General features: G+C 73.0%; 11 protein-coding genes. 2 read left to right on the top strand and 9 right to left on the bottom strand.

The window, feature by feature from the left end:
• Positions 1-185 precede the first annotated feature (185 nt).
• On the bottom strand, positions 186-1,373 hold the full coding sequence (locus ACFWXC_RS09960) for a M23 family metallopeptidase (RefSeq protein WP_384475916.1): 1,188 nt from the start codon (positions 1,371-1,373) through the stop codon (positions 186-188).
• A gap of 125 nt (positions 1,374-1,498) precedes the next feature.
• Here ACFWXC_RS09960 and ACFWXC_RS09955 point away from each other — a divergent pair, with 125 nt between their 5' ends.
• Positions 1,499-1,918 carry a DUF3151 domain-containing protein gene (locus tag ACFWXC_RS09955; RefSeq protein ID WP_384475913.1) on the top strand — a complete coding sequence of 140 codons (420 nt, stop codon included), beginning with the start codon at positions 1,499-1,501 and terminating at the stop codon, positions 1,916-1,918.
• Between the two features lie 94 nt (positions 1,919-2,012).
• Here the strand turns inward: ACFWXC_RS09955 and ACFWXC_RS09950 are convergent, their stop codons facing one another.
• The 8 genes from ACFWXC_RS09950 to ACFWXC_RS09915 all read right to left on the bottom strand — a co-directional run bounded on the left by ACFWXC_RS09950 (position 2,013) and on the right by ACFWXC_RS09915 (position 10,026).
• Positions 2,013-3,455 (bottom strand): MFS transporter, encoded by a 1,443-nt coding sequence (locus ACFWXC_RS09950; RefSeq protein WP_384475910.1) that lies wholly within the window; start codon positions 3,453-3,455, stop codon positions 2,013-2,015.
• 88 nt (positions 3,456-3,543) lie between these two features.
• Positions 3,544-4,566, bottom strand: a complete 1,023-nt coding sequence (gene fbaA / locus ACFWXC_RS09945; RefSeq protein ID WP_384475907.1) for a class II fructose-bisphosphate aldolase — start codon at positions 4,564-4,566, stop codon at positions 3,544-3,546.
• Positions 4,567-4,734: 168 nt separating this feature from the next.
• Positions 4,735-5,283 carry an orotate phosphoribosyltransferase gene (gene pyrE, locus ACFWXC_RS09940; RefSeq protein ID WP_351740566.1) on the bottom strand — a complete coding sequence of 183 codons (549 nt, stop codon included), beginning with the start codon at positions 5,281-5,283 and terminating at the stop codon, positions 4,735-4,737.
• A gap of 10 nt (positions 5,284-5,293) precedes the next feature.
• Positions 5,294-6,082: an aldose 1-epimerase gene (locus ACFWXC_RS09935; RefSeq protein WP_384475904.1), complete on the bottom strand. Its 789-nt coding sequence runs from the start codon at positions 6,080-6,082 to the stop codon at positions 5,294-5,296.
• A gap of 236 nt (positions 6,083-6,318) precedes the next feature.
• The gene (locus ACFWXC_RS09930) at positions 6,319-7,041 is read right to left on the bottom strand and encodes an SRPBCC family protein (RefSeq protein WP_384475901.1); all 723 of its coding nucleotides are present in this window, start codon (positions 7,039-7,041) and stop codon (positions 6,319-6,321) included.
• 95 nt (positions 7,042-7,136) lie between these two features.
• The gene (locus tag ACFWXC_RS09925; protein WP_384475898.1) at positions 7,137-8,771 is read right to left on the bottom strand and encodes a polyamine aminopropyltransferase; all 1,635 of its coding nucleotides are present in this window, start codon (positions 8,769-8,771) and stop codon (positions 7,137-7,139) included.
• 85 nt (positions 8,772-8,856) lie between these two features.
• The gene (locus ACFWXC_RS09920) at positions 8,857-9,387 is read right to left on the bottom strand and encodes a DUF2617 family protein (protein WP_384475895.1); all 531 of its coding nucleotides are present in this window, start codon (positions 9,385-9,387) and stop codon (positions 8,857-8,859) included.
• Between the two features lie 354 nt (positions 9,388-9,741).
• Positions 9,742-10,026 carry a hypothetical protein gene (locus ACFWXC_RS09915; RefSeq protein ID WP_384475892.1) on the bottom strand — a complete coding sequence of 95 codons (285 nt, stop codon included), beginning with the start codon at positions 10,024-10,026 and terminating at the stop codon, positions 9,742-9,744.
• Between the two features lie 139 nt (positions 10,027-10,165).
• Here ACFWXC_RS09915 and ACFWXC_RS09910 point away from each other — a divergent pair, with 139 nt between their 5' ends.
• Positions 10,166-11,353 (top strand): pyridoxal phosphate-dependent aminotransferase, encoded by a 1,188-nt coding sequence (locus tag ACFWXC_RS09910; protein ID WP_384475889.1) that lies wholly within the window; start codon positions 10,166-10,168, stop codon positions 11,351-11,353.
• Positions 11,354-11,358: the final 5 nt, after the last annotated feature.

Below are 11,358 nucleotides of genomic sequence, written 5' to 3'. Positions count from 1 at the left end.
GTGTACTCCGGGTAGCGGTCCGCCCCTGCCGTTGTCGACACGGGGGCCCCGGTCCCCACCGGCATCTTCCGCAACGTACCCCGCACACGGCAAGACCCGCCCGCTGCCGGACGGGCCACACCGGTCACCGCCGGTACCGGATCACCCGGTCGGCCGAGCATTCCGGGCCGCCGGAACCGGCTGGGCTACGACCGCGCGCGGATCGTCCGCCCCCGATGCAGCCGGCCGGGTACGCCGGTGAACGCCAGGTCCAGGCCGACCCCGTCGCGTTCGGCGTGGATGTGCAGGTGGGGTTCGGTGGTGTTGCCGGTGTTGCCGACCTCGCCGAGCAGCCGGCCCGCCCGCACCGTGTCGCCCTCGGTCACCGTCACCGAGCCGGGGCGCAGATGGGCGAGCTTGACGATCTCCCGGCCGGTGTCGAGGAAGACGTGGTTGCCGTAGGGCGGCTGGTAGCGGATCTCGCCGGGTTTCTGGTCCCGGACGGTGTCGACGGCGGAGATCACCCTGCCGTCGCAGGGGGAGCGGACCGGGCGCCCGTAGGCGGCGTACGCGGTCAGCTCGCGGCCCCGCCGGGTACGGGTGCCGTACCGGCCGAGCGCGACCAGGTCGAGGGCGCCGCGCTGTTCGGGCACCCGGGTGTGGTGGTTCAGCAGGCGGCCGCCGCCCTGTACGACGTACCAGGAGCCCTCCAGCGGGAACAGCAGCGGCCGGGACAGCGGTGCCCGCCGGCGGGGCCGCCGGGCGGCACCGACCAGCCATCCGGCGGCGGCGAGGAGGAGGGCGCCGACGGCGAGGCGGAGCACGCCGTGTCCGGTGGGCAGGCCCGGCAGCCGGCCCGCGGAGGCGAGGGCCGCGACGGCGCCCGCCCCGACCGTGCGCCGCAGCGGGCGGGGGTGCGTCGCCGGTGCGCCGCAGCCCTCGACGACCACCCAGCAGGCGGCGAGAATCGCCAGGTCACCCGCCCAGGCCGTGCGATCGGCGGCGGTCCACAGGGTCAGGGCGTTCCAGAGGACGACCAGGCCCACACAGACCGCCCGGATCAGGGAGGCCGGCAGGCGCGGGCGGCGGCGGGGCGGGGTGTAACGGGCGCCTTCGATCCGCAGCGCGGTGAGTTCACCGTCCGGGCCCGCCTGGGCCCAGGCCCGCACGTGCCCCGTGCTGCCGGACACGATCAGCCCGTCCGGGCTGTCCCTGACGGTGTCGAACGCGCCGATCCGGTCGGCCGTGGCGCGCACGATCCGCGCCAGGGTGTCCGTCCCCACCTGGTCGGTCACCCGTGGGGCGAGCCGGGGCCACTGGTCCGGATCCGCGGTGAGGAACCGCGCCAGGGCTCGTGCCTCCGGCGGCTGCCCGCCGGGCATCGGATCGCGCACGCGTGCTCCCCCTACGGCGATCTACGGAACGGCGGTCTGGAAGACGACCGGACACGCGGTGAGGTTGCCCCCGGCCGACGCCCTCCCCCGGGCTCCGGCGCGGACGGCGGTGGCAGACTGGCGCCATGACGACGCACAAGAACCTGCTCGGCGGCCCGGAGCCGACCTATCTCCCCGAGAACGAAGAGGCGTACCGCCTGCTGGGCGAGGAGTCGCTGGCTCCGGTCGAGGTGGCGGCGAAGTTCCCGACCTTCTCGCTGGCCTGGGCGCTGCTCGCCGACGACGCGTTCGAGCGCGGCGCGGTCGTCGAGTCGTACGCCTACGCACGCACCGGCTACCACCGTGGACTGGACGCGCTGCGCCGGGCCGGGTGGAAGGGGCACGGTCCGATCCCCTGGGAGCACCGGGCCAACCGCGGCTTCCTGCGCTGCCTCGCCGGGCTCGCCCGGGCCGCCGGGGTGATCGACGAGAAGGACGAGAAGGAGCGCTGCTGGCAGTTCCTGAAGGACAGCAGCGCCGAGGCGTACGACGAGTTGAAGGCGTAACTCCCCGGCGGCGCGGCAGCCCGGGGGCCGGGCGGCGCACCATGGCGGAGGCCGGCACCGCCCGGTCTCCGCGGCGCGGGCGCCCCGACCGCCGTCAGGGACGCTTCGCTGGCTCCAGCGGCGGCGAGGTCACGTTGCCGTGCGTGCGGCATTCGGCGCGGGCGCAGCCGGGGGCCGGGCGGCGTACCAGGGCGAAGGCCAGCGCCGCCCCGACCACCAGCACCCCCGCGCAGATCGGCATCGCCCGGTCGAACGCCGCGTTGAAGGCCGCGGGCGACCGGTAGGCCTCCGGGCCCATCCCCGCGAGCAGCGGCAGCGCCGCCACCGCGATCAGGCTCGCCGCGCGGGCCGCCGCGTTGTTGATGCCGCTGGCGATACCCGCCCGGGCGGTGTCCACGGAGGCGAGGACCGAGGCGGTGAGCGGGGCCACCAGGGTGACCATGCCGGCGCCCATGACCAGGACCGCCGGGAAGACGTCCGTCAGATAGTTCGCGTGCTCGCCCACCCGCAGCATCAGCATCAGCCCCGTGGCGCAGAGCAGGGGTCCGATGGTGAGGGGCAGCCGGGGCCCGATCTTGTCGGCCAGGGCGCCCGAGCGGGCCGAGAAGAGCAGCATCAGCACGGTGGAGGGCAGCAGGGCCGTGCCGGCGCCCAGCGCCGAGTAGCCGGCCACCACCTGGAGTTGGAGCGCGGTGAGGAAGAAGTAGCCGCCGAACGCGCCGTACACGCACAGGGTGACCACGTTCAGCGCGGTGAACTGGCGGGAGCCGAAGATGTCCAGCGGGAGCATCGGGTCCGGGCGGCGCTTCTCGACGTACACGAAGGCCACGCCGGTCGCGAGGCCCGCGAGGGCGAGCAGGGACGTGGTGCCGGCGTCGATCAGCGCGTAGGTCACGAATCCGAGGGTCAGGGCGGCCAGCACCGCGCCGAGGATGTCGAAGCGGCCGTGGGCCCGCCCGTCGGTGGACTCCGGGACATGGCGCAGCGCGACGGGAACGCAGAGCAGGGCCAGCGGGACGTTCAGCAGGAACACCCACCGCCAGCCGGGGCCGTCCACCAGCCAGCCGCCCAGGAACGGGCCGATGGCCGCGCCTATGCCGCCGAAGCCGGACCACAGGCCGACCGCCTTCGCCCGGTCGTCGGGGTGGAAGGACGCCTGGATGAGGGCGAGGGACCCTGGTGTGAGCATGGCGCCGCCGATGCCCTGGAGGGCGCGGGCGGCGATCAGGACGATGTCGTTGGGGGCCAGGCCGCACAGGAGTGAGGCGGCCGCGAACCAGACGACTCCGTACACGAAGATCTTCCGGCGGCCGTACTGGTCGCCCAGCGAGCCGCCGAGCAGGATCAGCCCGGCCAGCGTCAGCATGTACGCGTTGACCGTCCACTGCAGGGCCGAGAGGCTGGTGCCCAGGTCACGGCCGATGCGGGGCAGGGCGACGTTGACGACGGTCGAGTCCAGCAGCACCATGCTGGAACCGAGGACGGTGGTGAACAGGATCCACTTGCCCTGCGAGGAGGCCAGTCGCACGTCGGACATGGGTCCAGGTATACAGCGGACCCGGCGCCGTAGCACCGGGTCCGCCGAAAACGCGACGTGGCTGTCGTACGACAGCCGTACGAACGCCTTACTTGATCTTGTTGCCCGCCGAGCGCAGGTGCTGCGTGGCCTCGACGACACGCGCGGCCATGCCCGCCTCGGCGAGCTTGCCCCAGGTGCGCGGGTCGTAGGTCTTCTTGGAGCCGACCTCGCCGTCGACCTTCAGGACGCCGTCGTAGTTCTTGAACATGTGGTCGGCGACCGGACGGGTGAAGGCGTACTGGGTGTCCGTGTCCAGGTTCATCTTCACCACGCCGTTCTCCAGCGCGGTGCGGATCTCCTGCTCGGTGGAGCCGGACCCGCCGTGGAAGACGAAGTCGAACGGGGACTGCTTGCCGAACTTGGCGGCCACGCCGTCGGCCAGCTCCTTGAGCAGGTCGGGGCGGAGCACGACGTTGCCCGGCTTGTACACGCCGTGCACGTTGCCGAAGGAGGCGGCCAGCAGGTAGCGGCCCTTCTCGCCCAGGCCCAGGGCCTCGGCGGTGCGGATCGCGTCGTCGACGGTGGTGTAGAGGGAGTCGTTGATCTCGTGCGAGACGCCGTCCTCCTCGCCGCCGGTCGGGGTGATCTCGACCTCGAGGATGATGTTGGCGCGGCGGGCCTGCTCCAGGAGCTCCTGCGCGATGGCGAGGTTGTCGGCGAGGGTCTCGGCGGAGCCGTCCCACATGTGCGACTGGAAGAGCGGGTTGCGGCCGTTCTTCACGCGCTCCTCGGAGATCGCGAGCAGCGGACGCACGTACCCGTCGAGCTTGTCCTTCGGGCAGTGGTCGGTGTGCAGCGCGATGTTGACCGGGTACTTCTCGGCGACGATGTGCGCGAACTCGGCGAGCGCGACCGAGCCGGAGACCATGTCCTTCTTGTACTGACCGCCGAGGAACTCGGCACCACCGGTGGAAATCTGGACGATGCCGTCGCTCTCCGCCTCCGCGAAGCCGCGCAGCGCCGCGTGCAGGGTCTGGGTCGAGGTCACGTTGATGGCCGGGTAGGCGAACTTGCCTGCCTTCGCCCGGTCGAGCATCTCGTTATAGACCTCGGGGGTTGCGATGGGCATTGTCCGCTCCTTGAGTGTGCGGGTCGGCTTACTGCTGGTTCTCTACGGCCCTGACCTAGACCTTGAGGTACGACGTCATCGTCGTCCCCATCTTTCCAGACATGAACCGATGCTCCGGGCGCCGGGCGCCGGGAGCATCCGGGTCAATCCCACTCGTCGACCGGGGTGTCAGTCCAGCCCCAGTTCATCCTTCGAGAAGGCGAACAGGTACGGCACGCCCGCGCCTTCGCGGATCTTCTCGTCGGCGCCGGTGGCCCGGTCGACGATGGTCGCGACGGCGACGACCTCGGCGCCGGCCTCGCGCACTGCCTCCACGGCGGCGAGCGGGGAGCCGCCGGTGGTGGAGGTGTCCTCCACGACGAGCACGCGTCGGCCCTTGATCTCCGGCCCCTCCACCCGGCGCTGCAGCCCGTGCGCCTTCGCCGCCTTGCGGACGACGAAGGCGTCGAGGCGGCGGCCCCGCGCGGCGGCCGCGTGCAGCATCGCGCCGGCGACCGGGTCGGCGCCCATGGTGAGGCCGCCGACGGCGTCGAACTCCAGGCCGTCGGTCAGGTCGAGCAGCACCTGGCCGACCAGCGGGGCGGCCGTGCCGTCGAGGGTGACGCGGCGGAGGTCGACGTAGTAGTCCGCCTCCAGCCCCGACGACAGGGTCACCTTGCCGTGCACCACGGCCTTGTCCTTGATCTGTTGCAGCAGCTCAGCGCGTACGTCCGTCATGCCGACCAGCTTAGAGGCGGCGCCAGGTCCAGGTGGTGGTGGCTTCCAGCGGCTCCAGCGGGGTGACGAGCCGGGGGAGCGTGTTGAGGCCGTTCGGCGGGCCGGTCTGCGGCTCCACGCACACGGCCGCCTCCTGCTCGTCGTAGACCACCACCCACTGCTCGCGGCTGGCCACCTTCAGCTCCAGCTGCCCCGGCCAGGTGAGGGTGACGTCGACGCCGTCGGGCATGCCGAAGCAGTCGTCCCAGGGGCCGGGCTGGGGGTCGATGCGGTTGCCGGTGGGCAGGTGATCCGCGCCGCGCTCCTCCTGCCAGGCCGGGGCGAAGTCGATCCGGGCGTCCTGGCCGCCGAGGTTGCGGTTGAACCAGGGATGCCAGCCGATCTGCGCCGGGAAGGAGTTGTCGTACGTCTCCACGGCCATCGTCAGCGTCAACGAGTCCTCGGCGAGCCGGACCACGTGCGTGACGCGGGCGGGGTGCGGCCAGGGGTCGCCGAGTTCGCACGTGATCACGGCCTCGTCCGCGGAGCGGCGGGCGGTGCGCCAGGCGCCGTCGCGGGCGGTGCCGTGGATGGCGTGCGGCGGGGAGTTGAGCGGCATCTGGACGATGTCGGCGCCGTCACGGAAACGGCCGTCCCGGATACGGCCGCACCACGGCACCATCGGGAAGCAGCCGAAGCGCTCGCCCTGACGGAGGAGTTCGAGGGAGCCGACTTCTAGTCCGGCGATACGGCCGCCGTTGCCGGGGTGCAGGTGGAGGGTGGCGTCGCCTGCGGTCAGCGTGATGTCTTCGTTACTCACGGGATGAGAGTAGTGGGGAGCGGCGGTTCGGTTTCGGGTGCGGGTGGGTGGGGGTTGCTCGCGCAGTTCCCCGCGCCCCTGAAGGGGCGCTTCCCAGCTGGGGCCAACATAGCTGCGGGCAGTCGTGCCTCCCCCAGTGCCTTAAGGGCCTGGAGGTGCCCCCCAGGCGGCACGGGTGGGCGCAGCGGCACCCCGCAAGCGTGGGCGAGTGGAACCCCCTCCTGCGGCGGCCTCGCTCAGCGGCGTCTGCGCAGCGCTCTCGTCACCACGATCGCCGATGCCAGGGCCAGGGCCGCCGCCGGTGCGGCCCAGCGCAGTGCCGAGCCCGCCGCCACCGTCTGCGGTGCCGGCACCGGCGCGTAGCGGCCGCGGGGCGGGGCGTGGTCGACCTCCTCCGCGCTGCGGCCGATCATCGTGCGGCGGGCGTGGGCCGCCTCGGCGAAGATCTCGGGCAGCGGCTCCTCGACCGGTTCGGGTGCCAGGGACGGCGGCGGGACCTCGGTCTCGAAGATCGACACCGGCTGGTCCGGGGGCTCGGGCCGGGCCTCCCCCAGGCCCTCCACGAAACGGTTGAGCAGCCTTGTCGCCGCCGACTCCACCGCCTCCGCCGGCAGCTCCGCGACCCGCCCGTCGGCGGAGGCCGTGCCGGTCACCGTGACCTCGCAGCCCTCGTCGGTGTCCGCGAGGCGGAGCGTGAGCGCCAGCTTCACCGTGCCGGTGCCGCGGGCCTCGGTGGCATCGCCGTCGAGCGCGTACGAACCGTCGTCACGGGCGCTGACGCGCAGGGAGCCCCGGTAGGTGATCGAGTGGCTGCCGACGCGGACCTTGACGCGGCCGGTGCCGGGGGCGGCGCCGGTGTCCTGCTGGAGGCCGGGGAGCGCCCGGGCGACCCGCGCGGGGTCGGCCAGCGCCTCCCTGAGCCGCGAGGCCGGGGCCGGGACGTACACCTGGTGCTCCATGCCGACTGAGCCTACCCAGGAGTCAAGCCGCCGTACCCTCCACGACGCACGGCACACTGCCGGGGCGGGGGGGCTCCCCGTGCACGGGCCCGTGCTCAGTACCGCGGATCCACCAACGTGGAGGCCGGCAGGCGCGTCGGCGGTGTCTCCAGTGCGTCTGCGCGCAGGTCCCGCCCGGTCAGCGTGTGCAGCCGCGGACCGTCGGCCGACAGCCGCAGCCGGGGCCCGCGCGAGGCCTCCCCCGCCAGGATGAAGCCCCAGTCGTGCGGGGCCCTGGACTCGCCCGCCGACCGGTCGGGGCCGGCGGTGAAGCCGGGGTCGCGGCCGAGGACCCGGTAGGGGCTGGTGGCCAGGCCGGCGGCGCGCAGGGTCGCCGCCACCGTCCAGAAGTCACGGGGGCGGGCCCGGACCGGGCCGGCGTGCACGACCAGACGGCCGCCGGGGGCGAGGACGCGGCGGGCCAGACCGTAGAACTCCTCGGAGTACAGCTTGGTGCTGGCCGTGATGCCGGGGTCGGGCAGGTCGGCGATCACGACGTCGTACGCGGCGCGCGGTGCGGTCCGGCGCAGCCAGCAGAAGGCGTCCGCGGTGGTCACCTGGACGTGCGGGTCGTCGTAGACATGGCCGTTGAGCGCGGAGAGGGCGGGGTCCTGGCGGGCGAGGCGGACCAGGCCCGCGTCGAGTTCTACGACGTCGACGCGGTCGACGCCGGGGTGGCGGAGCACCTCGCGCGCGGCCATGCCGTCGCCGCCGCCGAGGATCAGCACGCGCGCGTGCGGGCCGCTCATCGCCGGGTGGACGAGGGCCTCGTGGTACCGGCGTTCGTCACGGCCGCCGACGCGCAGCCGGCCGTCGAGGAAGAGGTCGAGGGGACGGCCGTGGGTGCCGCCGGTGAGGACGACCTCCTGGACGTCTGTCTGGAGGGCGACCCGGACGTCGTCGCCGTAGACCGCGTGCCGTGCGGCCCGTTCGAAGTCGTCGACGTGGGCGGCGGCGGAGGCGAGGACGCCGAGGACGGTCACGTTGGCGACGAGGAGGGTCCAGCGGGCCCGGCGGGACAGGTCGCGGCGGAACAGGCCGAGGACCAGGGCGCCGCCGGCGACGACGTTGACCGTGCCGGTGAGCAGGGTGCCCGTCAACTGGCCCAGGAAGGGCAGCAGGAGGAAGGGGAAGGCCAGGCCGCCGACCAGCGCGCCGACGTAGTCCGCCGCGAACAGGTCGGCCACCGCGCCGCCCGCGTCCTGGCGGCGGATGCGCTGGATGAGTTCCATCAGCAGCGGCACCTCGGCGCCGATCAGCAGGCCGATGGCGAGGGAGAAGGCGACCAGGAGGCAGCGCGGTCCTGCCGACCACAGGCCGCCCCAGCCGCCGGTCCAGGCGAAGACGGCGTACAGGGCCAGGGCGCTGCAGCCGCCGATCAGCGCCAGCGCGGCCTCCACCGCGCCGAATCCGGCCGCCGCGTGCCAGCGCAGCCGCTTCGCGGCCAGTGAGCCGACGCCCATCGCGAAGACCATCACGGACAGCACCACGGAGGCCTGGGTGACCGAGTCGCCGATCAAGTACGAGGCGAGGGCGACGAGTTCGAGTTCGTACACCAATCCGCAGGCCGCACAGACGAAGACGCACGCCAGGACCAGGAACCGGCCCGTCCCCGGCCGCACGGGCAGCGGCGCGGGGGCACCCCAGGGCGGCGGTGCGCCGGGCGGGGCGGGTGCGTGCGGATCGATCACTCTGCGACGTTACGTCACTCGCTCGGTACGCTTCGTCACCCACACGTGTGGAAAACGGCCGCCCTTGACGCCCTGTTGGTTTATGTCATCCGGGGATGGATTGGGTCACCGGAACCCGTACGCCGACCCTCGTCCGGGTCGCCACCAACTGGCCGTCCTGCGGGTACGCGTGCCAGGTCCGCCAGTGCACCTGGCCCTCGTATCGCTGGGCGAGCAGCGCGGTGAACGCGTGCGGGCTGCCCGGGAAGACTCCGGCGAGGCCGTGCGGATGCTCGGAGACGAGGGCGAGCAGTTCCTGGGCGCGGCCGGCGAAGGAGCCCGGTGACAGCACCTCGACACGGGCCGCGAACTCGTACTCCCAGTCGCCGATGCGCTTGGCGACCCCGAGCGGCAGGGGGGTGCTGGACCCCGGGATGCACGCCACCGTCTCCGAACAGCCGCCGCACTCCTCCTCCAGGAGCACCTGGTGGGACGCGCCCAGCAGTCTCAGCTGGAGTTTCGCCCCGGACAGTTCCAGGTCGAGGGTGGCCAGGGCGGGCAGCGGCTCGCGCCCCAGGGCCCAGGCGAGGTCGGCCGCGCGCGTATCGGTGTAGGTGGTGTTCAGGGTCGTGAGCATGGATCGGCTCCGCTAACACGCAAATGGGGAGGAGGGTGGTCCGGCGCACCTCGGTGGACACCGGGAGATCGGCCCGGCCGGCCCAGCCGGGGGGAGGGGTGTCGTCAGGACGTCCGAGGCGCTGCTTTGGTGATTTAGAGGGAATCATGAACTGTGGCGCTGCCACAGCGTTTTTACCCAACTTCGTGGGGTTTCCATCCCTCAGAGGGCTCCACAGCTCAACTGTTCAACCACGTTGTGCGCCCTGCTCCCTCTGGCGCACGCCGGGGCGCCCGGGGAGAGCCCCCCGCTCTCCGCCCGGACGCCCCGGTTCCCCCCTTCCCCCCGGTCTCCCGGATCTCCCGGATCCCCCGGTCAGCTGCCCCCGCCGCAGCCGCCCCCGCCGCCGCACGACGAGCCGCCGCCGCAGGAGGAGTGCCCTCCGCCGCACGAGTGACCCCCGTGTCCCCCATGCCCGCCGTGGCCTCCGTCCGAGGACGACGATCCCGAGTCCCCGGCCCACCAGCTGCCCGAGCTGTCGTAGGAGGAGGAGCCGCCCCGGCCGGACGCCCCCCTGGTCATCCCGCCCTTGCGGGCCGCGGTCCCGACGATCACCAGGCAGACGATCGCGGCCGCCACCACGATGAAGACGATGCCCATGGCGTCACCTTCTTTCCGTTCGCACGGAGCGACCCCCCGTGGGCGCCCCGGCCGCCGCGTGAGAGCGGCGTGAGCCGGTGATGCCCGGCCCTCCGGACGGCCAAAGCAGAGTTGAGGAACTCCAGAGCTTGGGCGCAGGATGGCCGGCATGACCTCCAGCGAACGCCCTCTCCTCAACCGCCGGCTCGCAGAGTTCGGGACCACGATCTTCGCCGAGATGTCCGCGCTGGCGCTCAGCACCGGGTCCATCAACCTGGGGCAGGGGTTCCCGGACACCGACGGCCCCGAGGAGGTCAGGGAGGCGGCCGTGCGGGCGCTGCGCGAGGGACGCGGCAACCAGTACCCGCCGGGGCCGGGCGTCCCCGAACTGCGCACCGCGATCGCCGCACACCAGGAGCGCCGGTACGGGCTGTCGTACGACCCGAACGCGGAGGTGCTGGTCACGGCGGGCGCCACGGAGGCGATCGCGGCCGCCCTGCTCGCCCTGGTGGAGCCGGGTGACGAGGTCGTCGCCCTGGAGCCGTACTACGACTCCTACGCGGCCTGCATCGCGATGGCCGGCGGCACCCGGGTCCCGGTCACCCTCCGCCCGGACGGCGCCACCTTCCGCCTCGACCTCGACGAGTTGCGCGCCGCCGTCACCCCCCGCACCCGCCTCCTCCTGGTCAACACCCCGCACAACCCGACCGGCACGGTCCTCACCCGCGCCGAGCTGACCGCGATCGCCGAGCTGGCGGTCGAGCGGGACCTGCTGGTCGTCACGGACGAGGTCTACGAGCACCTGGTCTTCGACAAGGCCGGGCACCTCCCCCTCGCGACCTTCCCCGGCATGCGCGAGCGCACGGTCACCATCGGGTCGGCAGGCAAGACCTTCTCCTTCACCGGCTGGAAGGTCGGCTGGGTGACCTCGACGCCGGAGCTGGTCACGGCGGTGCGCTCGGCGAAGCAGTTCCTGACCTACGTCGCCTCGGGCCCCTTCCAGTACGCGGTCGCGGAGGCCCTCGCCCTCCCGGACGCCTACTTCGAAGCCTTCCGCGAGGACATGCGGACCAAGCGCGACATCCTCGCGGCGGGCCTCGCGGAGGCGGGCTTCAAGGTCTACGACACCGCCGGCACGTACTTCATCACCACCGACATCCGCCCCCTCGGAGAGACCGACGGCTTCGCCTTCTGCCGTTCGCTCCCGGAGCGGGCGGGCGTCGTCGCCATCCCCAACGCGGTCTTCTACGACCACCGGGAGGCGGGCGCCCCGTTCGTACGGTTCGCGTTCTGCAAGCGCCCCGAGGTGCTCAAGGACGCGGCGGAGCGGCTGCGCCGACTGGCGTAGCCGCT

Origin of the sequence: Streptomyces sp. NPDC058683, assembly GCF_042716195.1 — a bacterium.
Classification (GTDB): Bacteria; Actinomycetota; Actinomycetes; order Streptomycetales; family Streptomycetaceae; genus Streptomyces.
Note: the sequence above shows the minus strand (reverse complement) of the source record. Positions and strands in the feature narration are given on the sequence as shown.

What these genes read in the sequence shown, in the direction of transcription:
- ACFWXC_RS09955 (WP_384475913.1), top strand. Translation starts at nt 1,499, where the DNA reads ATGACGACGCACAAGAACCTGCTCGGCGGCCCGGAGCCGACCTATCTC.
- ACFWXC_RS09950 (WP_384475910.1), bottom strand. Translation starts at nt 3,455, where the DNA reads ATGTCCGACGTGCGACTGGCCTCCTCGCAGGGCAAGTGGATCCTGTTC.
- fbaA (WP_384475907.1), bottom strand. Translation starts at nt 4,566, where the DNA reads ATGCCCATCGCAACCCCCGAGGTCTATAACGAGATGCTCGACCGGGCG.
- pyrE (WP_351740566.1), bottom strand. Translation starts at nt 5,283, where the DNA reads ATGACGGACGTACGCGCTGAGCTGCTGCAACAGATCAAGGACAAGGCC.
- ACFWXC_RS09930 (WP_384475901.1), bottom strand. Translation starts at nt 7,041, where the DNA reads ATGGAGCACCAGGTGTACGTCCCGGCCCCGGCCTCGCGGCTCAGGGAG.
- ACFWXC_RS09920 (WP_384475895.1), bottom strand. Translation starts at nt 9,387, where the DNA reads ATGCTCACGACCCTGAACACCACCTACACCGATACGCGCGCGGCCGAC.
- ACFWXC_RS09915 (WP_384475892.1), bottom strand. Translation starts at nt 10,026, where the DNA reads ATGGGCATCGTCTTCATCGTGGTGGCGGCCGCGATCGTCTGCCTGGTG.
- ACFWXC_RS09910 (WP_384475889.1), top strand. Translation starts at nt 10,166, where the DNA reads ATGGCCGGCATGACCTCCAGCGAACGCCCTCTCCTCAACCGCCGGCTC.